At 66.8% G+C, this 21363-nt stretch carries 21 protein-coding genes and 1 tRNA gene; 13 read left to right on the top strand and 9 right to left on the bottom strand.

Annotated elements, in window-relative coordinates; genetic code table 11:
• Window positions 1-50: 50 nt before the first annotated feature.
• From GBRO_RS07660 to mfd, 3 genes are all read right to left on the bottom strand, one after another.
• Window positions 51-1484 carry a sulfatase family protein gene (locus GBRO_RS07660; RefSeq protein WP_012833405.1) on the bottom strand — a complete coding sequence of 478 codons (1434 nt, stop codon included), beginning with the start codon at window positions 1482-1484 and terminating at the stop codon, window positions 51-53.
• 92 nt (window positions 1485-1576) lie between these two features.
• Window positions 1577-2545, bottom strand: coding sequence for a MazG family protein (locus tag GBRO_RS07655; RefSeq protein WP_012833404.1), 969 nt, complete (start codon window positions 2543-2545; stop codon window positions 1577-1579).
• A gap of 4 nt (window positions 2546-2549) precedes the next feature.
• Entirely contained in the window at window positions 2550-6137 is a 3588-nt protein-coding gene (gene mfd, locus GBRO_RS07650) for a transcription-repair coupling factor (RefSeq protein WP_012833403.1), read from the bottom strand.
• 115 nt (window positions 6138-6252) lie between these two features.
• Here mfd and GBRO_RS07645 point away from each other — a divergent pair, with 115 nt between their 5' ends.
• A complete protein-coding gene (locus tag GBRO_RS07645) occupies window positions 6253-7062 on the top strand; it encodes a dioxygenase family protein (RefSeq protein ID WP_012833402.1) in 810 nt (269 codons plus the stop codon).
• A 281-nt stretch (window positions 7063-7343) separates the two neighbouring features.
• Here the strand turns inward: GBRO_RS07645 and GBRO_RS07640 are convergent, their stop codons facing one another.
• Window positions 7344-8039: a TetR/AcrR family transcriptional regulator gene (locus GBRO_RS07640; RefSeq protein ID WP_041919789.1), complete on the bottom strand. Its 696-nt coding sequence runs from the start codon at window positions 8037-8039 to the stop codon at window positions 7344-7346.
• 68 nt (window positions 8040-8107) lie between these two features.
• Between GBRO_RS07640 and GBRO_RS07635 the strand changes: the two genes are divergently transcribed.
• The 7 genes from GBRO_RS07635 to GBRO_RS07605 all read left to right on the top strand — a co-directional run bounded on the left by GBRO_RS07635 (window position 8108) and on the right by GBRO_RS07605 (window position 13909).
• A complete protein-coding gene (locus GBRO_RS07635; RefSeq protein WP_012833400.1) occupies window positions 8108-8521 on the top strand; it encodes a nuclear transport factor 2 family protein in 414 nt (137 codons plus the stop codon).
• Between the two features lie 204 nt (window positions 8522-8725).
• Complete coding sequence (locus GBRO_RS07630; protein ID WP_012833399.1) at window positions 8726-9370, top strand: ABC transporter permease; 645 nt, start codon at window positions 8726-8728, stop codon at window positions 9368-9370.
• Window positions 9367-10704, top strand: a complete 1338-nt coding sequence (locus tag GBRO_RS07625; RefSeq protein ID WP_012833398.1) for an ABC transporter ATP-binding protein — start codon at window positions 9367-9369, stop codon at window positions 10702-10704. Before GBRO_RS07630 ends, GBRO_RS07625 begins: the two co-directional genes overlap by 4 nt.
• Window positions 10701-11441 (top strand): ABC transporter permease, encoded by a 741-nt coding sequence (locus tag GBRO_RS07620; protein ID WP_012833397.1) that lies wholly within the window; start codon window positions 10701-10703, stop codon window positions 11439-11441. Before GBRO_RS07625 ends, GBRO_RS07620 begins: the two co-directional genes overlap by 4 nt.
• The gene (locus tag GBRO_RS07615) at window positions 11438-12433 is read left to right on the top strand and encodes a glycine betaine ABC transporter substrate-binding protein (protein WP_012833396.1); all 996 of its coding nucleotides are present in this window, start codon (window positions 11438-11440) and stop codon (window positions 12431-12433) included. The genes GBRO_RS07620 and GBRO_RS07615 overlap by 4 nt, the downstream gene beginning before the upstream one ends.
• A 79-nt stretch (window positions 12434-12512) precedes the next feature.
• Window positions 12513-13439, top strand: a complete 927-nt coding sequence (locus GBRO_RS07610; RefSeq protein WP_012833395.1) for an AurF N-oxygenase family protein — start codon at window positions 12513-12515, stop codon at window positions 13437-13439.
• Between the two features lie 188 nt (window positions 13440-13627).
• Window positions 13628-13909 carry a GlsB/YeaQ/YmgE family stress response membrane protein gene (locus GBRO_RS07605; protein WP_012833394.1) on the top strand — a complete coding sequence of 94 codons (282 nt, stop codon included), beginning with the start codon at window positions 13628-13630 and terminating at the stop codon, window positions 13907-13909.
• Between the two features lie 58 nt (window positions 13910-13967).
• Here GBRO_RS07605 and GBRO_RS07600 read toward each other — a convergent pair whose 3' ends face one another.
• Together GBRO_RS07600 and GBRO_RS07595 are read right to left on the bottom strand one after the other, a co-directional pair.
• Window positions 13968-14522 (bottom strand): hypothetical protein, encoded by a 555-nt coding sequence (locus GBRO_RS07600; protein WP_012833393.1) that lies wholly within the window; start codon window positions 14520-14522, stop codon window positions 13968-13970.
• An 85-nt stretch (window positions 14523-14607) separates the two neighbouring features.
• Complete coding sequence (locus GBRO_RS07595; RefSeq protein ID WP_012833392.1) at window positions 14608-15246, bottom strand: vitamin K epoxide reductase family protein; 639 nt, start codon at window positions 15244-15246, stop codon at window positions 14608-14610.
• Window positions 15247-15380: 134 nt separating this feature from the next.
• Here GBRO_RS07595 and GBRO_RS07590 point away from each other — a divergent pair, with 134 nt between their 5' ends.
• Together GBRO_RS07590 and GBRO_RS26295 are read left to right on the top strand one after the other, a co-directional pair.
• On the top strand, window positions 15381-15695 hold the full coding sequence (locus tag GBRO_RS07590; RefSeq protein WP_012833391.1) for a hypothetical protein: 315 nt from the start codon (window positions 15381-15383) through the stop codon (window positions 15693-15695).
• Window positions 15696-15737: 42 nt separating this feature from the next.
• Window positions 15738-15899 (top strand): hypothetical protein, encoded by a 162-nt coding sequence (locus GBRO_RS26295; RefSeq protein ID WP_155825206.1) that lies wholly within the window; start codon window positions 15738-15740, stop codon window positions 15897-15899.
• Here the strand turns inward: GBRO_RS26295 and GBRO_RS07585 are convergent.
• Both GBRO_RS07585 and GBRO_RS07580 read right to left on the bottom strand, forming a co-directional pair.
• Window positions 15866-15937, bottom strand: a tRNA-Gln gene (locus tag GBRO_RS07585). The genes GBRO_RS26295 and GBRO_RS07585 overlap by 34 nt on opposite strands.
• A 51-nt stretch (window positions 15938-15988) precedes the next feature.
• A complete protein-coding gene (locus GBRO_RS07580) occupies window positions 15989-16744 on the bottom strand; it encodes an SDR family oxidoreductase (protein WP_012833390.1) in 756 nt (251 codons plus the stop codon).
• Between the two features lie 231 nt (window positions 16745-16975).
• On the opposite strand from GBRO_RS07580, the gene glmU reads away from it, so the two are divergent.
• On the top strand, window positions 16976-18445 hold the full coding sequence (gene glmU, locus GBRO_RS07575; protein WP_012833389.1) for a bifunctional UDP-N-acetylglucosamine diphosphorylase/glucosamine-1-phosphate N-acetyltransferase GlmU: 1470 nt from the start codon (window positions 16976-16978) through the stop codon (window positions 18443-18445).
• Between the two features lie 24 nt (window positions 18446-18469).
• Window positions 18470-19447 carry a ribose-phosphate diphosphokinase gene (locus GBRO_RS07570; protein WP_012833388.1) on the top strand — a complete coding sequence of 326 codons (978 nt, stop codon included), beginning with the start codon at window positions 18470-18472 and terminating at the stop codon, window positions 19445-19447.
• A gap of 10 nt (window positions 19448-19457) precedes the next feature.
• Here the strand turns inward: GBRO_RS07570 and GBRO_RS07565 are convergent, their stop codons facing one another.
• A complete protein-coding gene (locus GBRO_RS07565) occupies window positions 19458-20054 on the bottom strand; it encodes a hypothetical protein (RefSeq protein WP_147290639.1) in 597 nt (198 codons plus the stop codon).
• Window positions 20055-20195: 141 nt separating this feature from the next.
• Here GBRO_RS07565 and GBRO_RS07560 point away from each other — a divergent pair, with 141 nt between their 5' ends.
• On the top strand, window positions 20196-21359 hold the full coding sequence (locus GBRO_RS07560) for an MFS transporter (protein WP_012833386.1): 1164 nt from the start codon (window positions 20196-20198) through the stop codon (window positions 21357-21359).
• Window positions 21360-21363 lie beyond the last annotated feature (4 nt).

The raw sequence follows: 21363 nt of genomic DNA, 5'->3' as shown, positions 1-21363 counted from the left end.
TGAGCGCCCGGCGTCAAACTCTTTACATTTGCGCCGGTGTGTGCAGCGTGTCAGCGCGCCACGGTGGTGACACCGCCGGCAAGTTCGCGGCCCTCGCCTTCGGGATGCCGCGACGGCAGCGCCTCCTGATCCGGTGCCATGTGCGCCGCCTTCTCCCGGTAGGCCGCCATGAACCGTTCGGCGATGGCCGTTCCCTGTTCCTCCGAGGGCAGGTCATCACCGGTTTCGGCACGCCAGCGGGCCAGGCGGGCGCTCAAGGCGACCACCACGTCGGCGTATCGCGGGTCGTCGGCGAGGTTGGTGCGTTCGTACGGATCCGTCTGGAGGTCATAGAGTTCCCCGCGGGCCCGCGGGGCCGCGATCACCTGCGCGTCGATGGCCGTCGCCGACAGACTGTCCGCAATATCAAGGGGCAGAAGTAGTTCGGGTCGCTCCGCGTAATTCTCCAGATAACTGAACTGCTTGGTCCGAACCGCGCGGATCGGGTCGAAGGCATCGTGATAGGTCTTCTCGGTGAACACCTCCGCACGGACGGGTTGTCCGCTGCGCGTGAGGATCTCACCGGCATGCGAGTATCCGTCGACGTCGTCGGGAACCGGGATCTCGAGCAGGTCGAGGAGCGTAGGGGTGAGGTCGACCCCGGAGAAGAGATCGTCGTAGACCTGCGGGGCGAGGTCGCGTGAGCGTGGCGGGGCGACGATGAGCGCGACACCGGTGCCCTCGGCATACAGCGTCGACTTGGCCCGCGGGAAGGCAAGCCCGTGATCGGTGACGAAGACGATCCAGGTGCTCGAGCGCAGGCCCAGTTCGTCGACGGTGGCCAGCAGCCGGCCCACCGCCGCGTCCGCCGCGGTGACACTGCCGTGCAGACCGGCGAGATCCTCGCGGACCTCGGGTGTGTCCGGCAGAAACCCGGGTACGCCGATCCGGTCGGGATCGGCCGGCTCGTACTCGTCGGCCGGATAGGGCCGATGGGTTTCGAAGAAGCCCGCCGTGAGGAAGAACGGCCGGTCCAACCCATGCGCGACGTGGTCGGTCAGCCATTCCTGGGCGCGTGCGACGACGTAGTCGCAGCGTGACTCGGTGACGTCCACCTCGTCGAAGCCGAGGCGGCGCGGGTCGGCGCTTTCGTGCTGCATACCGTAGAGGACGGTGCGGTAGCCCGCGTTGCCGAGCAACTCTGGCAGGGTCCGCACACCGGGGTGGTACTCGAAGCCATGGTGGGCCAGCCCCACCAGGCCGTTCCGGTGCGGATACTGCCCGGTGAACAGTGATCCGCGGGCTGGCGAGCACAGCGGCGCGGTCGCGTGTGCGTCGCTGAACCGGATTCCCCGCGCGGCCAGATCGTCGAGATGAGGGCTCTCCACGCCCTGCGCTCCGTAACACGCCAGATGCCGGCCGAGGTCATGCCAATGCACCAGGATCACGTTCTCGGGCGCACCATGCGCCTCGTGCTTGCCGCCATCTGAACTCCGGTCAACCATCCCCCCATGATGCACGCACCGTTTCCGCATGTCCGCAGGGGTGTGCGCCCGGGCGCGGCGGGATCGTCATGGCCGCAGACGGCGAATTGAAATCAGTGCGGGCGTAACGGTGGGGTGTCCTCGACGGTACCGTCGGCGAGATCTGCGGTGCCCTCGGCGAGTGCGGTCAGCCAGGCATCCCGGGTGGTCAGCGTCAGGTCGGCCTGCCGTGCGCGTGTCTCGGCTGCACGCACCGCGTCGATCAGCGCCAGGGTGCGACGCCGGGCCGTGTCCTCGACGCTGTCGTCACCGGCGGTGACCGTCACCGTCAGCACGTCCGGATCGATGGTGTCCACCGGATAGTCGGCCGCCGTGAGGCGTTCGAGGACCTTCTGCGTCAGCGCGAGAGCCGGTTGGGTGGTCGCGATCCCGTCCAGGACCGAGCCCCGGTTCTTCTCGGCGGCCTTGCGCTCCTCCCACTCCCGGATCTGTGTCTCGAGATCGGCGTGGGCCCCCGACAACACCCCCGGGGTGCGACCGGAGACCTTGCGGGTGAAGCTGCGTGCCACATCGTCGATGTCGAAGGGCGCGTCGGGATCGTCGGCGGCGATCCGGGCATGGAAGAGCACCTGCAGTAGCAGGTCGCCGAGTTCCTCGCACAGTTCCGCCGGATCGTCGTGATCGATGGCATCGAGCAGCTCATAGACCTCTTCGAGCAGGTAGCGCCGCAGCGACGCGTGGGTCTGCCGGCTCTCCCACGGACCGTTGCCGCGCAGGGTGTCCATCAGCGCCACCGCTTCCAGAAGTGCCGATCCCGGCACTCGCCGGGCGGCGATCACGGTGTCGCCGCGTGCGATCCTGGCCCGGACGATCGGATGCTCCGCGTCGGTACTGATCAGCACGGTGTCGTCGTGGCCCCAATCCGTCCCCGCAGAATCCTCCACGGCCGGCTCCACGTGGTCGAACTCCCAGAGCGCCGCGGCGGGTACGTCTTCGGTCACCAGCACGGCACCGGACAGCAGACCGCGTGCCCGGATCGGGATCAGATCCGGGCGACTCGGATCCAGCAGCACAATCGTCATCTCGCTACGACCTCGTCTCGGCAAGTGGTTTGAGCTGGGTGAGGAAGGTCGTCAGGTAGACGATCAGTTCGTCGTCGCGCAGCCGGGCCGAGCCGACTCCCCCGGTCCGCGGGATCGGCAACGTCACCACCGAGGTGGTGGCCCGGTAGTTGGCCGCCGAGTACAGACGTTTGAGGCGCACCTGCTCGCTGTCCAGCAGCGGCAACGGCGAGATCTTCAGACCTGTTCCGGCCAAACCGATTTCGGTGATCCCCCGTTCGCGGCAGCGCAGCCGCAGCCGGGCGATCGCTGCCAACCGGGTGGTCTCCACAGGCGGTTCGCCGTAACGGTCGGTCAGCTCGGCGATGACGCCGTCGACGGCCGCGTCGTCGATGGCCGACGCCAGTTTGCGGTACGCCTCGAGGCGCAGACGATCGGAATCGACGTACTCGACCGGGATGTGGGCGTCGACCGGCAGGTCGATGCGCACCTCCTCGGTCTCACGCGAGGTCACCGGCTGTCCGTCCGCAGCGGCCCGATAGGCCTCCACCGCCTCGCCGACGAGCCGCACGTACAGATCGAACCCGACGCCGGCGACGTGCCCGGACTGTTCGGCACCGAGCACGTTTCCGGCACCACGCAACTCGAGATCCTTGAGCGCCACCGCCATTCCGGCACCGAGCTCGTTGTTCTGCGCGATGGTGGCCAGCCGGTCGTAGGCGGTCTCGGTCAGCGGACGTTCCGGGCTGTAGAGCAGATAGGCGTAGCCGCGTTCGCGGCTGCGGCCCACCCGGCCCCGCAGCTGATGCAGCTGCGACAGCCCCAGGTTCTCGGCACGGTCGACGATCAGGGTGTTGGCGTTGGAGATGTCCAGGCCGGTCTCGATGATGGTGGTACACACCAGCACGTCGAACTCGCGGTTCCAGAACCCGGAGACCGTCTTCTCCAGTTGATCCTCGTTCATCTGGCCGTGCGCCACAACAACTCTCGCCTCGGGAACCATCGCGGCGATGTCGCGGGCGGTCTTGTCGATTGTCGAGACCCGGTTGTGCACGTAGAACACCTGACCGTCGCGCAGCAACTCGCGCCGGATGGCGGCGGCAACCTGTTTGGGGGCGTAGGCACCCACATAGGTCAGCACCGGGTGCCGCTCCTCCGGCGGGGTGAGGATCGTCGACATCTCGCGGATGCCGGCCATCGACATCTCCAGGGTGCGCGGGATGGGCGTGGCCGACATGGTCAGCACATCGACGTGGGTCCGCAGGGATTTGATGTGTTCCTTGTGCTCGACGCCGAACCGCTGTTCCTCGTCGACGATGACCAGACCGAGGTCTTTCCAGGTGACACCGGTCTGCAGGAGGCGGTGGGTTCCGATCACGATGTCCACCTCACCGGTCGCCATCGCGTCGATGATCTCCCGGGACTCACGGGCGTCGGTGAAGCGGGACAGTCCGCGAACCCGCACCGGAAATCCCGACATTCGCTCGGAGAATGTCTGAAGATGCTGTTGCGCAAGGATTGTCGTCGGAACGAGGACAGCGACCTGCTTGCCGTCCTGTACTGCCTTGAAGGCCGCGCGCACCGCGATCTCGGTCTTGCCGTAGCCCACGTCGCCGACGATGACGCGATCCATCGGCACCGGACGCTCCATGTCGGCCTTCACCTCGCCGATCACCGTCATCTGATCGACGGTCTCGGTGAAGTCGAAGGCGTCCTCCATCTCCTGCTGCCACGGAGTGTCCGGCCCGAAGGCATGTCCCGGGGCCGCGTGCCGGGCCGCATACAGCTGCACCAGCTCACCGGCGATCTCGCGGACCGCCTTGCGCGCCTTGCGTTTGGTGTTCTGCCAGTCCGAGCCGCCGAGCTTGGACAGCGACGGCTGCTCACCACCGACGTACCGCGACAACTGATCGAGGGCATCCATCGGCACGTACAGGCGGTCGCCGGGCTGCCCCCGTTTGGACGGCGCGTACTCGAGCACCAGGTACTCGCGTCGCGCACCCGACACCGTGCGCTCGATCATCTCCACGAACTTGCCGATGCCGTGCTGGTCGTGGACCACGAGGTCGCCCGCGGTGAGCGCCAGCGGGTCGACCTGATTGCGACGCTTGGCCGGAAGTTTGCGTCCGTCACGGACATTCGCGACGCGGGTACCGGTCAGGTCGGCCTCGGTGACGATGACCAGGCCGGCGTCCGGGCACACCAGCCCGTGGCGCAGGGTACCGCCGAAGACGCTCACCTCACCCGGGGCGGGCCGATGGCCCGGTTCGGCGATGACGTGCGGAACCTCGGCATCGGCCAGCCGCTCACCCACCCGCTGAGCGGTTCCCTTGCCCGCCACCACGATTGCCGCCGTCTGCCCGGCTCGGACATGGGCACGCAACTGGGCGAATACCGCAACGATCTCGTTGTCGTCGCCGCGCGGAGCCGGCCCCGGCGCGAGGTCGAGCACCACCTCGTGATCGTCACCGGTGGCCAGCGGGCTGATCGTCCACCAGGACCGTCCGGCGGCGAGCGTCGTCTCGCGCACCTCGTCGAGCGGACGGTAGGCACTGGCCTGCAGGTCGACGCCGAGCGCCTGCGAGGACCGTCCGTCCAGCGGCCCCTGCGCACCCATCGCGGCGGCCGTCCACGACGCCTCCAGGAACTCCGCGCCCGTCTTCGACAGGTCGGCCGCCCGGGTGCGGACCTTCTCCGGATCCAGGATGAGCACCCGTGTGCCGGCCGGGACCACCTCGGTGAGCAGCTGCATCCGCCCGTCGACCAGAGCGGGGATCAGGGCCTCCATCCCGTTGACCGGGATACCCTCGGCGAGCTTGGTCAGCATCTCGGCCAGCGTCGGATCACCTTCGAACTGTGACGCGAGTTCAGCTGCGCGAGTACGGATCTCATCGGTAAGCAGCAGTTCACGGCACGGATGGATGTCCACCCGGGTCGCCTCGACCTCGGGCTGGCTACGTTGATCGGCGACCGAGAAGGCCCGCATCTCGGTGATCTCGTCGCCCCAGAACTCCACACGGACCGGGTAGTCGGCGGTCGTCGGGAAGACATCGAGGATTCCGCCGCGCACCGCGAACTCACCGCGGCGGCCGACCATGTCCACCCGCTCGTAGGCCATCTCGACGAGATCGGTGAGCAGGCCGTCGAAGTCGATCTCGAAGCCCTCGGCGAGGCTGATGGTGGCGACGTCGCCGAGTCCGGGCGCCATCGGCTGCACCAGCGACCGCACCGTCGTGACCACCACGCGCAACGGCGAATCCCCGGGGTTGGCGAGCCGATGCAGCACCGCCAATCGCGCACCGACCGTGTCCGCGCTGGGCGAGAGCCGCTCATGCGGGAGCGTCTCCCATGACGGGAACTGGGCCACCGCGTCGGGCTCGTCGAGCAGTTCGGCCAGTTCGGCGGTCAGATCGTCGGCCTCGCGTCCGTTGGCCGAGACCACGAGCAGGGGCGCATCGGCGTCCTTGGCGAGGCAGGCCACCACAAAGGGGCGGGCGGCGTCGGGGGCGGTGAGGTCGACGTGCACTTCGTCACGCCGGGCGCGGATTCCCGAGATCGCGGTGTCTGCACAGGCCAGCTCGGAAAGCCCGACGAGGGCACGCGGAGTCGACACTCGAGCAATTGTAGGTGCCCGCGGATGACCGGCTCGCAGCTGGACGGCCCGCGACACAGCCGACGTGACCCAGTTCACCCGGAATCAACCGGACCGGAGTTCGGTTGACTACCATATGTCCATGTCAGCAAGCCTTTCGGAGCCGTCGTCGGGGCCGGTGCCCGCATTGTTCCTCAGCCACGGAGCGCCGCCACTCGTCGACAGCGAGGTGTGGGTGGATCAGCTGCGCGACCTGTCTCGTGAACTCCCCAGGCCGTCGGCCATCCTCGTCGTCTCGGCACACTGGGAGGCGGCCCCGCTGACCATCGGCTCCACCGACGCGAGCACCCCACTCACCTACGACTTCTGGGGCTTTGCCGACCGCTACTACGAGACCACCTACTGGTCGCCGGGCGCACCGGACCTCGCCCGGACCGTCGAATCACTGATGCCCGACGGCGAGCCGGTGGCACACGATCCCGATCGCCGTCTCGACCACGGCGCCTATGTACCGCTGACCGTCATGTACCCCGACGCCGATGTGCCCGTCCTGCAGATCTCGCTGCCGACGCTCGACCCCGAACACCTCCTCGGACTCGGCCGCCGGCTGGCCCCGCTGCGCGACGCAGGCGTCCTCATCATCGGTTCCGGCTTCACCACCCACGGCCTCCCCTACCTCACCGACCGGCGCCCCGAGGCCACGCCACCCACGTGGTCTGCCGAGTTCGACGCCTGGGCACACGAACGCTTCGCCGCAGGAGATGTGGAGTCGCTCATCGACTTCCGCAATCGCGCGCCGGGTATGCCGTACGCGCATCCGACGATCGAGCATTTCGCACCGCTGTTCGTGGCGCTCGGCGCCAGCACCGACCCGGAGCAACAACCCGATCAGGTCATCGACGGATTCTGGATGGGCTTGGCCAAGCGCAGCCTGGTGCTCGCCTGACCGGAGGCGGCACCTTTCCCGCTGGGCGAGCCAGCACCTTTTCCTGCTGGTTGAGCCGGGACCTTTTCCGCTGGTTGAGCCGGGACCTTTCCCGCTGGTTGAGCCGGCACGGTCGAGCGTAGCGAGACCGAGCCGCGTCGAAACCACCGTAAGCCGCCTGCACAAGCGCCCACCGTGCAACCGCCGTGGTTGCGGACATCCTTGTCTCGCTGATGGTTTCGACGCGCGGCGGACTCGCGACGCTCGTCCGTCGCGGCTCAACCAGCGGGAGTGGGCGCAGTTCAAACGTCCTCGGCGCCAGACTCCTTGGGTTCCGCATAATCAGATTCGACGAGTACCGGATTCGGGTCGAGGCGGGTCAGTCCGTTCCAGCACAGGTTGACCAGGTGCGCAGCGACCACCTCTTTGGAGGGTTCGCGAACGTCGAGCCACCACTGGGCCGTCACCGACACCATGCCGACCAGCGCCTGCGCGTAGAGCGGGGCGAGGCTGGGATCAAAGCCCCGACGTTCGAAGTCGCCGGCAAGGATGTGCTCCACCTGGCTGATGGCATCGTTGAGAAGGCTTGAGTACGTCGCGGTTTCGCTCGTGCTCGCAGCGCTGTCCCCGCGCACGAGGATGCGGAATCCGTCGGTGCGTTCCTCCATGTAGGTGAGCAGCGCCAGGGCGACCTGTTGGATGCGATACAACGAGCGGTTGCGGGTCAGCGACTGGGTGACCATCTCCAGCAGGGTCTCCATCTCGCGGTCGACGACCACCGCGTAGAGTCCCTCCTTGCCGCCGAAGTGTTCGTACACGATCGGCTTGGACACCCCCGCGCGCTGCGCGATCTCCTCGATCGAGGTGCCCTCGAAGCCGCGCTCGGCGAACAGGCCCCGGGCCACCTCGATGAGCTGCAGGCGGCGCTGGGCACCCGTCATCCGGGCGCGGGGGGCGCGCTGCACCTCGCCTCCTTCGGGCGAGCGACTGATGGCCATGGGCCTCAGCCTAACGGCCTGCGGCGAAACCGCAGTGGTCGGCGTCGACCGGCTGTCAGACTTCACGCATGCTGAGCATCGAGGAGATCTCCGCGCGTCTGGAGATCACGCAGGTTCTGACCGACTATTCCACCGCCGTCGACGCCGGCCGTTTCGACGACCTCGACCGCGTCTTCGTCCCCGACGCCCGCATCGACTACAGCGTGATGGGCGGCATCGTCGGGGATCTCCCCGCGGTCAAGACTTGGCTGGGTGAGGTCCTGCCCGCATTTGCCGCCTACTGTCATCTGCTCGGTAATCACGACATCACCGTCGACGGTGCCACCGCCCGATCACGCACCCTGTGCCTCAACCCGATGCAGACCGACACCAGCACCCATCTGCTCGGTCTCTGGTATCGCGACGAGTGGACGCTCACCGATGACGGGTGGCGGATCAGGTCGCGGTCGTTGGAGAGATGCTTCGACGCCCAGGTGGCCTGACACGCCTCGCCGACCTCGTCGTCGCCGACTTTCCATCACCGAGAACAAAAGTCAATGGCCGGTCGCGCCGCTGTGTTTGCGCAGTTCACGGTCGTCGACGCCGGGAAGTCTCGGCAAATGTCGGTGCGCGCGTGCCGTAAACCGACCCCACGCCGGTTCACGATGCGTAATGTCACGTGAAGCGACCTTGGCGATGGGACGACCGTGCAGCTGTGGACATACGTGCAGGACCACGCGAGTAACCTCACGTTCCTCACGTATCAGCATGCCTCCCTGGCCTTCCAGACGGTGCTGGTCGGCACCGTCGTCGCCCTGCTGATCGCCGTCACGGTGTATCGACTTCCCGTGGTGTCGTCGTTGACGTTGACCACCAGCCGAATCGCGCTGACGATCCCGTCGCTCGCGTTGCTCGCGCTGTTGATCGTGCCGTTCGGGTTGGGTGTGGTCCCCTCGTTCATCATGCTCGCCTTCTTCGCGGCACTACCGGTGATCGGCAACGCCGTGGTGGGGTTGCGGTCGGTCCCGGCGAGCGTCGTCGAATCCGCCAGGGGCATCGGGCTTTCCCGCTGGCGCATCCTGCTGACGGTGGAGCTGCCGATCGCCTGGCCGGTGATCCTGACCGGCATCCGGGTGTCGACGCAGATGATCGTCGGTGTGGCCGCGATCGTCGCCTACGTCCTCGGGCCGGGGCTCGGATCGCTGATCTTCAACGGCTTTTCGCGGCTCGGCGGTGCCAACGCGCTCGAGATGGCGTTGACCGGAACCATTCTCATCGTCATCATCGCCCTCGTCTTCGACGCCTTGCTCGTTCTGCTGGGACGCCTCACGATCTCCAAAGGACTTTCATGACCGACGTCAACAGCCGGCCCACGACGCCGGGCGATCGCACCGTCACCGGAACCGACATCGACCTCGATGGCGTCGTCAAGCGTTACCGCGGGACCACCAAACCCGCGGTCGAGCGCCTCGACCTGCACATCGACGCCGGCGACATCGTCGCCTTCGTCGGGCCGTCGGGCTGCGGAAAGACCACTACCCTCAAGATGATCAACCGGCTCATCGAACCCACCGAGGGTCGTATCTTCATCGGCGGCCGCGACGTCACCAAGGAGAATCCCGACAAACTGCGCCAGTCGATCGGCTATGTCATCCAGTCCGGCGGACTGTTCCCGCACTGGTCGGTGTCGAAGAACATCGGCGCCATCCCGCGCGTCCTCGGCTGGGACAAGAAGCGAATCGCCGACCGCACCGCCTACCTCCTCGATCTCGTCGGTCTCGACGCCGACACCTTTGCCGACCGGCTCCCCAAGGACATGTCCGGCGGTCAGCAGCAGCGGGTCGGCGTGGCCCGCGCGCTGGCCGCCGATCCGCCGGTGCTGCTGATGGACGAGCCGTTTGGAGCCGTCGACCCCATCACGCGGGTTCGGCTGCAGGACAGTCTGATCGCCATTCAGCACGAACTCGGCAAGACGATCGTGATCGTCACCCATGATTTCGAGGAGGCCACCAAACTCGGCGACAAGGTGCTCATCCTGTCCGAGGGCGGGCACGTGGAGCAGTACGCGGCACCCGAGGAGATCCTCGCCAGCCCGGCGACACCGTTCGTCGAGGAGTTCATCGGGTCCGGCGCGACGCTCGCGCATCTGACGTTGACCCGGGTCCGCGACGTCGAACACAACGACGTCATCACCGCCCGCGTCGGCGAACCGTCCGGCCGGGTCATCGACCGGGCGCGGGCCGCCGGTCACACGTGGGTGGTCGTCGTCGACGAATACGACCGGCCGCGCGCCTGGCCGTCGCTGGACGAGCTCACCTCCAAACCCGAGGTCTCCGACTACGTCGACCATCGGCTGCCGGTGGTCGCCCGTAGCTCAACCCTCAACGACGCCCTCGACACGATGCTCGCCGCGAGTCAGGGCGGTGTGCTGGTCACCGACGGCCGGGGCGCGGTGATCGGCAACCTCACCATCGCCTCGGTCATGGAGATCATCCGCGGTCAGCTCGACGAAGCACGGGAAGCCGAACACATCGGCTACGCCGAACACGAGGAGGGCACCGGCCCCATCGAGACACCCGTCGTCGCCGCCGACGACGAAGACACGACGGTGATCGACACCGATGCCCAACCGACCGCCGTCATCGAACGTCCGGCGGCCGACGGCGGAGGCACCGCCTCACCATGAGACGCCTGCTGCGCAGCACCCCACTCGATGTGTGGCTGGAGCCGCTCGTCATCCTCGTCATCGGCGTCGGGTACTTCACCTGGTACACCACAACGACTTTCACCGAGACCGAGGAAAAATCGCTCGGTTGGTCGACTCTGCAGACCACCATCCTCGACCACATCAAGCTCACGGTGACCGCCACCGTGATCGTCATCGCGGTGGCCATCCCGCTGGGAATCCTGCTCACTCGGCCCGCACTGCGCCGCTACAGCCCCATCGTGGTGAACCTCGCCAACGTCGGACAAGCCGCACCGGCGGTCGGTCTGCTCGTCCTGTTCACCTTCTGGCTCGGCGTCGGGTTCAAGGCGGCCGTCGTCGGCCTCGTCGTCTACGCGGTGCTGCCGATCCTGCAGAACACGATTGTCGGATTGCGACAGGTGGACGCGCGCACCATCGAGGCCTCCCGCGGCATCGGCTATTCCGGGCTGCGAACGCTGGTGCAGGTCGAGCTGCCGCTGGCCGTTCCGGTCATCCTCAACGGCGTCCGGACCGCACTCGTCATCCTGGTCGGGACGGCCACGCTCAGTACCTTCATCGGCGCCTCGAGCCTGGGCACGCTCATCACCACGGGCATCACGCTGTTCCTGCCGAAACTACTGGTCTCCGGTGCCATCCTGGTGGGCCTGCTCGCGTTGATCATCGACTGGCTCGGCAGGCTCTTCGAGTTCGCCGCAACACCGAAGGGGCTGCGATGAGCGGGGCGAAGGCGATGCGGACATCACGTGGTCTGCTGACGGTACTCTCCGTCGTCGCCCTGCTCACGATCGCCGGATGCGGGCTGGTCAGTTCGTCGGGCACGTTCAAGACCGGGGCGCTGCCCGACGGTGCCAAGCCGCTGGCGGGCGCCGAGCTCGTGGTGACGTCCAAGAGCTTCACCGAGGGCGTCATCCTGGGCAAGATCACCGCCAGCTACCTGGCGTCGGCCGGCGCCGACGTCACCGACATGACCGGTGCACCCGGCTCGGCGTCGTCGCGGCAGGCCCAACTCAACGGCGACGCGGACATCTTGTGGGAGTACACCGGCACCGCATGGGTGAACTATCACCAGAAGACCGAGACCATCAGTGATCCGACCGAACTGTGGAAGCAGGTCGCCGCGATCGAGAAGTCCGACTACGACCTGGTCTGGTTGCCGCCGGCCAACTTCAACGACACCTATGCCTTCGCGGCCTCACCCGCCACCGCGAAACGGCTCAACGTCCGAACGCTCTCCGACGTGGCGCGACTCCCCGAGCGGGACCGAACCTTCTGCGTCGACGACGAATTCTTCTCTCGCGCCGACGGATTCCTGTCCATGCTCGCCAAGTACGGGATTCCCTACAACAAGCCGAACGGCGTCCCGCCGCGCAACGTCACCCGGATGGATGCCGGGGTCATCTACTCGGCCACCAACAACGCGGACCCCTGCAATTTCGGCGAGGTGTACACCACCGACGGACGCGTGAAGAACCTCGGACTGGTTCTGCTCGACGACGACAAGAAGTTCTTCCTCCCCTACAGCGGCACGGCCGTGGTGCGCGGCGAGATCATGCGCAAATACCCGCAACTGGCCGACCTCCTCGGCGCCATCTCCCAGCGCCTCACCAACGACGTCATGCTCGACCTCAACGCCCGCGTCGACATCGACGGCGAGGACCCGGCCGACGTGGCCTACGACTGGCTCAAGAGCGAGGGACTCATCGTCTGATCTCAACCTCGACGATGACATCGAATGGTGTTACCGTTACATCAATCGATGTAACTGTTGCCCTGACTCGAGGACGCCGATGACCATTCAGCAGGAACGCGAGATCCACGACGACACGAGCACGCTCGAGCGCGGCACCGAGGTGGTCTCCCACCGGCTGCTCGCCTCGGCCGCACGCCTGTCGCGCAATGCCCTGACCGAGATCGACTGGGACGCACCGATGGATCCGCGGCACTACGGCTGCAGCCCGGAATGGTCGACCCTGTACGGGACGGACTACTGGGCGGAGCTGACCGAAGAGCAGCGCGTGCGACTCACCCGCCACGAGTTCGCCTCGATCATGAGCATCGGCATCTGGTTCGAGATGCTCTTGCAGCAGTTGGTCATTCGCGACCAGTATCTCGGCGAGTACCACAGTGGCGAGTTCCAGTTCGCGTTGACCGAGATCGCCGACGAGTGCCGACACTCACTCATGTTCGCCAAGGCGACCGAGAAGATGGTGGGCACCTCGTATCAGCCTCATCCGCGGATCGGCAAGGCGGGCAAGCTCTTCGGCGCCACCACCAAGAACGAGGTCGCGTATGCGGGCATCCTCGTGGCCGAGGAGATTCTCGACGTGTTCCAGCGCGGATGCATGCGCGACGAGCGGGTCTTGCCGTTCATCCGAACGGTCAACGAGATCCACGTGCTCGAGGAGTCCCGCCACATGCGCTACGCGCGCGAGCAGGTGCGCGAGGCCATGGCCCAGGCCGGGCCGATGAAACGACGGTGGAGCGCGTATCACACGGCCGTCGCGGCGTCGTTCATCTTCACGAGTCTCGTTCGGCCGCAAGCATATGCCGATGCGGGCCTGGACAAGCACCGCGCGGTGGCCGAGATGCGCCGCAACCATCACTTCCAGTCGATGGTGCGCAGCGGATGCGCCCATCTGATGGAATTCCTCGACGAGGTCGGGATGCTCACCCCGGCCGCCGCGAAGGTGTACCGCAAGGTGCACATGCTCTGACCGACCGCCCATCGATCGTGCAGTCGAGCTCGAGCGCACGGTCAACGTTTCAGCGGTCTCGATTCGGTTGCGAACGCCGATGAAGCCGCACCCCACCGGTAACGTCGGGGGCACGGTTCGCGTCGAGCAGCGTGCGTGAGCGGTCAGTACATACGCAGTCGGTACACCGTTCCCCAGGGGGAGTTCCCATGCTTTGGACCATCATCAGTGCAATCATCGTCGGACTCATCATCGGTGCGCTCGCGCGCCTGGTCATGCCGGGTAAGCAGAACATCGGCGTCCTCATGACCATCGTGCTCGGCGTGCTGGGCTCGCTGATCGGCTCGTGGATCTGCTACAGCCTGTTCGGCTACAACAACGAGAACGGCGGATGGCAGATCATCCCGTTCATCGTGGGGGTGATCGTCGCCGTGGTGCTGATCGCCGCCTATCTGGCGATCACCGGGCGCAAGACCCACACGACGGTCTGATCGGATCGCAACGCTTCGTCGGGGACGGTGACCGGAGGGTCACCGTCCCCGACGTGCGTCACAAGGATTCGAAGGCGCGTCCGAGTTCGGTTGAAACGTCGATGATCCGCGCTTTGCGGATCTCCGGTTTGTCGATCTCGGCGGCGACGTGTTTGGCGATCACGCGTTTGATCTCGTCGTCGATCTGGCCCACCACGCGGATGATCTCGCCGCGCAGGTTGTGCGATGCCACCCCCACGGTCACGTCCCGGGGTTTGGGTGGTTGCACCTCGATGCGCAGTTCGAGCGGTTCGGCGGCCCGCGCCGTCAGGGCCAGCGCCACCCGTCCGTCGACGTCGTATTTGATCCGGTCGACCTTGAGGTCCACCAGCAGGCGGATCGTGAGCGGGATCTGGACCTCGAAGGTGATCAGCTCGCCCACGTCACGCGTGATCTCCGGTTCGTCGATCCGCACGCGGGCAAGCACTTTGGCGATTCCGCCTGGCCCCGATGAGATGGGCCCCACTTCAAAGGACTCGCCCACGAGCGACGAGAACGCGGCCCCCACCCGCTCCTCGGACACCGCGACCTCGAAGAAGCGACGGCCGAACTCCTCGTAGGTCAGTTGTGACATGGGTCCATCCTGACGGATTCACCGTCGACTTCGGGGCAGGTTCACTAACGCAAATCTACCATGTGTCAATGTCACGAGAGATGGGTCAGTACAGACTAGACCAGTACGACCAGAAACGTTGTCCGACAAGGGCGATGATCACCAGCACCCACACCGTGATGATCAGCGCGTGATTGCGGGCGAGCAACGCGACAAACGATGACCGCGACGTCAGCCCACTGGCGTGCGCATTGCGGACACTGACGAAGACGAAGATCGGGATCATCATCGCCCACACCACCATGCAGTACGGGCACAGAGCACCGATCTCGTAGAGGCTCTGATAGATCAGCCAGCAGATGAAGACCATCCCCAGCGTGACCCCGACCTGCAAACCCGCCCAGAACCAGCCGGCGAACCGGGCTCCCGCGAACAACCCCAATCCAAAGGTCACGGCCACCGCGAAGGCCGCGATGCCGATCATCGGGTTCGGGAAGCCGAAAACCGCCGCCTGCGGCGTGGCCATCACCGATCCGCACGACAGCACCGGGTTGAAGCTGCACGACGGCACGTACTTCGGGTTCTCCGCCAGCTCGAAGCGCTCGATGGTGAGGGTGAACGCCGCGACGAACGAGATCAGACCGCCCACGGTCAGCGTCCAGGCGACGATCCGGTTCCAGGAGCCGACGACCTCGGCGAGGATGGCGGCCTCGTCGTCGGGTTCTGGTTCGACGGACTCATGCACGACTTCAGGATGACCCACCGATCCAGGATGGCGCAGTCACCTGAGAATCGGGTAGGGCAATTGGTCTATCGTCGTGAAGTCTCCCCACCGGCGCAGACATCGACTCCGTCGGCACCTCGACCCATCACGAACTCATGCCCCGTAAATCCGCCGTCACGCTCTGCACAGTTGCACTCGCACTCCTCGCCGCCTGCGGCGAATCAGGAGTCGACACCGCCGACGTGGCCCGAGAACTCCAGGTCGAACTGCCGGCCAACGCGCACGTCGTCACGAGCAGCGCCGGACAACCCTACGAAGACAAGCAAGGCAACTTCTGCGCCAAGGTGTCCTTCCTGCTGGACCACTCCGCGACCAACGCCTATGTGGGCCAATACTTTCCGCAAGGCCGCCTGATCGACGAGACCCTCTTCCAACCAGGCGGTGGATGCACCGGCTCCACCGACGTATGAGGCGGCGACGGACTGCACTACACCGGCCAACGAGCTTCCGACATGATCACCCGCGACGACCGCGAGATCCTGCGCTCCTTAGACGTCATCGACAACTGCCAACCCGGCCGCGATCTCATCACCTGGGTGGGCGCGAGTCCTCCGCAGACGGTGACCCGCGGCTCTCTCGGCTCCCCCACCAGGACTCGAACCTGGAATGCCTGAACCAAAATCAGAAGTGTTGCCGATTACACCATGGGGGAATATCGCGGACCCGATTGTGCCACAGCGGCTCGTCGGGTCCGCGGCGAGAGTCAGTCCTTGGGACCACCGGCGACGTAGATCACCTGACCGGACACGAATCCGGCGCCCTCGCTGACGAAGAACGACGCGGTGTGGGCGATGTCCTCGGGCACGCCGACGCGGTTGACCGGGATCTGCGAGGCGGCAGCCTTCTTGAACTCCTCGAAGTCGGCGCCGACCCGCGCTGCGGTGGCCGCGGTCATGTCCGTCGCGATGAAGCCGGGGGCGATCGCGTTGGCGGTGACGCCGAACTTGCCGAGTTCGATGGCCAGGGTCTTGGTGAAGCCCTGCATGCCGGCCTTGGCAGCGGAGTAGTTGGCCTGTCCGCGGTTACCGAGCGCCGAGGTGCTCGACAGGTTCACGATGCGGCCCCAGCCGGCCTCGACCATGTACTTCTGTGCGGCCTTGGTCACATTGAACGCACCGCGCAGGTGCACGGCGAGGACGGTGTCCCAGTCGTCGACCGACATCTTGAACAGCAGGTTGTCGCGCAGCACACCGGCGTTGTTGACCACGACGGTCGGCGCGCCCAGCTGATCGAAAACCTGGGTGACCGCACGACCGACCGACGCCTCGTCGGCCACGTCGGCACCCACCGCAATAGCCTTGCCACCAGCGTCGGTGATGGCTTTGACGGTGTCGGCGCAGGCGTCGGCGTCGAGGTCGAGAACGCCCACCGCCAATCCGTCCGACGCGAGGCGCTTGGCGACGGCGGCGCCGATCCCTCGCGCCGAGCCGGTGACGATCGCGGTCTTCTGAGTGCTCATCGATGTACCTCCGTTGGTCCGTTTTGTTTCCCGGACCCCGGATGCGGTAGGAATCGCGTCGGAACATCACGATCGGTCGAGCGCATGGGGGTCGCGGGTCACCTTGTTTTCTATCAGGCGGCGATCCGCGCCGGTGCGTGGCTGCACGATGTGGCCGGTGCGTAGGATCGCACCCGGCGCGACAGCGGGGCTCGTCAGCGATACGAGGACCGCGGAGAGGCGGAGAATGTCATGACGGGACCATCGTCACCCGTGGCCGTGATCGTCCTCGCCGCAGGCGCCGGGACCCGGATGAAATCCAAGACGCCCAAGATCCTGCACTCCATCGCCGGACGCAGCCTCGTCGGACACGTACTCCACGGCGCAGCGGGAATCGACCCGGCGCACGTGGTCGCGGTGGTCAGTCACGAGGGAGAGCGTGTCGCCGGCGCGGTCGACGAGGTCGCAACCGCCCTCGATCTGCCGTACACGACCGCCTGGCAGGACTCCCCGCGCGGCACCGGCGACGCGGCGCGGGTGGGCCTGGGTGCGCTGCCCGCCGACTTCGACGGCACCGTCATCGTCACCGCGGCCGACGTACCGCTGCTCGACGCCGAGGTCTTCGGCGGCCTGGTCGCCGCCCACCACGCCGGTGACGTCGCGGCTGCCGCCACGCTGACCAGCTTTGCCGCCGATGATCCCACCGGCTACGGACGCATCATCCGCACCAACGACGGCTCGGTGCAGGCGATCGTGGAGGAACGCGACGCCACCGACAAGCAGCGCGCCATCACCGAGGTCAACGCCGGGGTGTACGCCTTCGACGGGGCAGCGTTGCGGGCCGCTCTCGCCGAGCTGTCCACCGACAATTCCCAAGGCGAGTTCTATCTGACCGACGTGATCGCGATCGCGCGTCGCAGCGGAAAAGCCGTGCGCGCCTTCACCGTCGACGATCCGTGGCTCGTCGCCGGCTGCAACGACCGGGCTCAGCTCTCCGAGTTGGGTGCCGAGCTCAACCGCCGGATCGTGCGCCGGCACCAGCTTGCCGGGGTGACGGTCGTGGACCCCGCGTCGACGTGGATCGACGTCGAGGTGACCATCGAGGCGGATGTGCGCATCGAACCCGGCACGCAGTTGCACGGCCGCACCTCGATCGCCGAAGACGCGGTCCTCGGTCCCGACACCACGCTGACCGACGTGACGATCGGGCGTGGCGCACACGTCATCCGCACCCATGGCAGCAATTCGGTGATCGGCGACGGCGCCAGCGTCGGTCCGTTCGCCTACCTGCGGCCCGGTACGCAGTTGGGCGCCCACGGCAAGATCGGCACCTTCGTGGAGACCAAGAACGCGACCATCGGTGACGGCAGCAAGGTCCCCCACCTCACCTACGTCGGCGACGCCACGATCGGCGAGCAGTCCAACGTCGGCGCGTCGAGTGTCTTCGTCAACTACGACGGTGTGAACAAACATCGAACCGTGATCGGGTCCCACTGCCGGACCGGGTCTGACAACATGTTTGTCGCACCGGTCACCGTCGGGGACGGGGCGTACACCGGCGCGGGGACAGTGGTGCGGCAAGATGTACCGCCGGGAGCCCTCGCCGTGTCGGCGGGAGAACAACGCAATATCGAGAACTGGGTGGTGCGCAAGCGCCCGGACACCGAGGCCGCACGCGCCGCGCGGACCGCTCAGCAGCAGCCAGACGACCAGCCCGAGTGATACCCGACGAGTAGAAGAGTTTTCATGACCTGGACCACCGATAACCAGAAGAACCTCATGCTGTTCTCTGGGCGCGCCCACCCCGAACTGGCCGAAGCGGTCGCGGACGAACTCGGCATCAAGGTCACGCCGCAGACGGCGCGGGACTTCGCCAACGGTGAGCTGTTCGTGCGGTTCGAGGAGTCCGTGCGCGGCTCGGATGCGTTCGTCCTGCAGAGCTGCCCGTTCCCGCTCAATCAGTGGGTGATGGAAGCGCTGATCATGATCGACGCGCTCAAGCGCGGATCGGCCAAGCGGATCAGCGTGATCCTGCCGTTCTACCCATACGCCCGCCAGGACAAGAAGCACCGCGGTCGCGAGCCCATCTCGGGCCGCCTCATCGCCGACCTCCTCAAGGCCGCGGGCGCCGACCGGATCATCACCGTCGACCTGCACACCGACCAGATCCAGGGCTTCTTCGACGGCCCCGTCGACCACATGCACGCGCAGGGACAGCTGTCGGACTATGTGCGCGGCAAGTACGGCACCGACAACATCGCGGTGGTCTCCCCCGACTCCGGTCGTGTGCGTGTCGCCGAGAAGTGGGCCGACGCACTCGACGGCGCCCCGGTCGCGTTCATCCACAAGACCCGCGACCCGATGGTGGCCAATCAGGTTGTCGCCCACCGCGTGGTCGGCGAGGTCGAGGGCCGCACCTGTGTGCTCATCGACGACATGATCGACACCGGCGGCACCATCGCGGGTGCGGTGGCCAAACTCAAGGACGCCGGGGCCGGCGACGTGGTCATCGCCACCACCCATGCCGTGTTCTCCGACCCGGCGACCGAGCGGCTCGCCAACTGTGGCGCCGACGAGGTCATCGCCACCGACACCCTGCCGATCCCGCCGGAGAAGCGTTTCGAGACGCTGACGGTGCTCTCGATTGCCCCGCTGCTGGCTCAAACCATTCGCGAGGTCTTCGAAAACGGCTCGGTGACAAGCCTTTTCGACGGTATCGCCTAGCCGGCAGCGATCAGCCCGGGCGCCGGACCACCAGCACGACGATCACTGCCAGCGCCGACACCGCGACCGCGATGCCGCCGGCGACGACCCACGTCGACACCCAACTGTCGGCTTCGGGCCCCGCCGGTGGGCGCCCGTCTGCCGGGTGTCCCTGCGGCGGAAGTGGCACCGGTTGCAGCGCGGGTCCGGCCAGACGGTCGACGTCGGCCTGGGTGACACTCAAATTGGAGCAGAGGTTGGCGCCCCATTCGCCGGGTCGCTTGCTGACGCCCCCACCCGGCCAGCCCAGGACCACCACCTCCCGAGCACCCTCCTGCAGGCTGACGCCGCAGGCACCCCCGGCCGACGCCGTGACCACGGTGATGAATTCGGGCAGTTGCTGTCGGTAGCTGGACTCCACGCGGATGGTGTAGCGACTCCCGTCGGCCTCCGCGTCGGCTCGATCCACCACCGTCCCGACGACGATCGCCTCCGCTGAGGCGATCACCTCGTCCTTGGGTCGGGGCATACAACTGCACGCGCAGGCGCGGCCCGGCGCGAACGCGATGACACTGATTGCCCCGAGCACGATCACCGCGACCATCGCACCGAGTCTGTAGCCGCCCATGAGACCGATCATGCCCGATTCGTCGCGATCAACGGGTCCGTGCCGAGTGTCCGAATGACTCCGCTCGTGCTGCGCGGCCACCGCACCACCGGTGAGAATGTGACGGTCCCAGATCGTCGGCCACCACTGCTGAGGAGACCCATGAGGACACGTGCCACGCGGCGCGACTGGGCCGCGGTCGCCACCCTTGGACTCGGGGTCTTCACCGTCACCACCACCGAGATCATGCCCATCGGGTTGCTCGGACCGATGGCCGAGGACCTCGGCGTCTCGGAGGGGATGATCGGACTCAGCGTCACCTACTTCGCCGCAGTCGCCGCCGTCGCCTCCCCCACGCTGGCCACCGCCACCCGCCGGATGGACCGGCGCGCGATCCTGCTCGTCGTGCTCGCTCTCTTCGCGGTCGGCAACGCGCTGACCGCACTGGCCGGCAACTACGTGCTGCTGGTGGTGATCCGCGCCGTCATCGGGTGCGCGCTGGGCCTGATGTGGGCCATCGTTGCGGCCACCGCCATCCTGCTGGTCCCACCGGCGGCGTCGGTACGCGCGACCACCATCGCGTTCTCCGGGGTGTCGCTGGCCTCGGTGGCCGGAATGCCCTTGGGCACCTTGGTGGGTCAGCTGTTGGGCTGGCGCGCCGCCTACTGGGGACTGGCCGGACTCAGCGCGGTGGCGTTCGTGGCGCTGGCCGCTTTCATGCGCCCGACCACCCCGGTCGGCAACGTGGCGCTGCGCGAACTGCCGGGCCAGCTGGGCAACCGTGTTCTCGCGGTGACGCTGGGAGTCACCGCGCTGGTCATCATCGGCGCCTACTCCGCCTACACCTACGTGACCCCGTTCATCATCGACGGCATCGGCATCTCCGACGATCTCGTCAGCGCGGTCCTGCTCGCGATGGGCGTGGCCGGGGTCGGGGGCAACTTCGCCGCGGGTGCTTACATGACGCGGGTGACATCGCTGCGCTGGGCACTGACGGGACTCGTCGGGCTCCTGGCCGCGGCCTTGACGCTGGTACTCCTGTGCGCACCGGTCATGGCGGCCGCCCTGCCGCTGTTGTTGCTATGGGCGGCGGCATACGCGGCGATCCCGGTGGGCCTGCAAACCACGGTGTTCCGGGCCGCACCCGATGCCCGGGAAGCCGCCACGACCCTATATGCGACCACGTTCAACTCCTCGATCGCGATCGGCGCACTGTTCGGGGCGTTCGCGATCGACCGCGGCGGGTCGTCGGCGCCGATCATCGTGGGCGCGGGTTGCTGCACGGCCGCCGCCCTGCTGACCCTTCGCCTGCCGCGGCGGCGATAGGCTA

Source organism: Gordonia bronchialis DSM 43247, assembly GCF_000024785.1.
In the GTDB taxonomy this organism is placed as follows: Bacteria; Actinomycetota; Actinomycetes; order Mycobacteriales; family Mycobacteriaceae; genus Gordonia; species Gordonia bronchialis.
This window is presented reverse-complemented; position numbering and strand designations above follow the sequence as displayed.

Coding starts and splice junctions, on each gene's coding strand:
- GBRO_RS07590 (WP_012833391.1), top strand. CDS start 15,381: ATGCCCCGTAAATCCGCCGTCACGCTCTGCACAGTTGCACTCGCACTC.
- GBRO_RS07640 (WP_041919789.1), bottom strand. CDS start 8,039: ATGGCCATCAGTCGCTCGCCCGAAGGAGGCGAGGTGCAGCGCGCCCCC.
- GBRO_RS07580 (WP_012833390.1), bottom strand. CDS start 16,744: ATGAGCACTCAGAAGACCGCGATCGTCACCGGCTCGGCGCGAGGGATC.
- GBRO_RS07645 (WP_012833402.1), top strand. CDS start 6,253: ATGTCCATGTCAGCAAGCCTTTCGGAGCCGTCGTCGGGGCCGGTGCCC.
- GBRO_RS07660 (WP_012833405.1), bottom strand. CDS start 1,484: ATGGTTGACCGGAGTTCAGATGGCGGCAAGCACGAGGCGCATGGTGCG.
- GBRO_RS07625 (WP_012833398.1), top strand. CDS start 9,367: ATGACCGACGTCAACAGCCGGCCCACGACGCCGGGCGATCGCACCGTC.
- GBRO_RS07560 (WP_012833386.1), top strand. CDS start 20,196: ATGAGGACACGTGCCACGCGGCGCGACTGGGCCGCGGTCGCCACCCTT.
- GBRO_RS07620 (WP_012833397.1), top strand. CDS start 10,701: ATGAGACGCCTGCTGCGCAGCACCCCACTCGATGTGTGGCTGGAGCCG.
- GBRO_RS07605 (WP_012833394.1), top strand. CDS start 13,628: ATGCTTTGGACCATCATCAGTGCAATCATCGTCGGACTCATCATCGGT.
- GBRO_RS07615 (WP_012833396.1), top strand. CDS start 11,438: ATGAGCGGGGCGAAGGCGATGCGGACATCACGTGGTCTGCTGACGGTA.
- GBRO_RS07570 (WP_012833388.1), top strand. CDS start 18,470: ATGACCTGGACCACCGATAACCAGAAGAACCTCATGCTGTTCTCTGGG.
- glmU (WP_012833389.1), top strand. CDS start 16,976: ATGACGGGACCATCGTCACCCGTGGCCGTGATCGTCCTCGCCGCAGGC.
- GBRO_RS07655 (WP_012833404.1), bottom strand. CDS start 2,545: ATGACGATTGTGCTGCTGGATCCGAGTCGCCCGGATCTGATCCCGATC.
- GBRO_RS07635 (WP_012833400.1), top strand. CDS start 8,108: ATGCTGAGCATCGAGGAGATCTCCGCGCGTCTGGAGATCACGCAGGTT.
- GBRO_RS07600 (WP_012833393.1), bottom strand. CDS start 14,522: ATGTCACAACTGACCTACGAGGAGTTCGGCCGTCGCTTCTTCGAGGTC.
- GBRO_RS07610 (WP_012833395.1), top strand. CDS start 12,513: ATGACCATTCAGCAGGAACGCGAGATCCACGACGACACGAGCACGCTC.
- GBRO_RS26295 (WP_155825206.1), top strand. CDS start 15,738: ATGATCACCCGCGACGACCGCGAGATCCTGCGCTCCTTAGACGTCATC.
- GBRO_RS07565 (WP_147290639.1), bottom strand. CDS start 20,054: ATGGGCGGCTACAGACTCGGTGCGATGGTCGCGGTGATCGTGCTCGGG.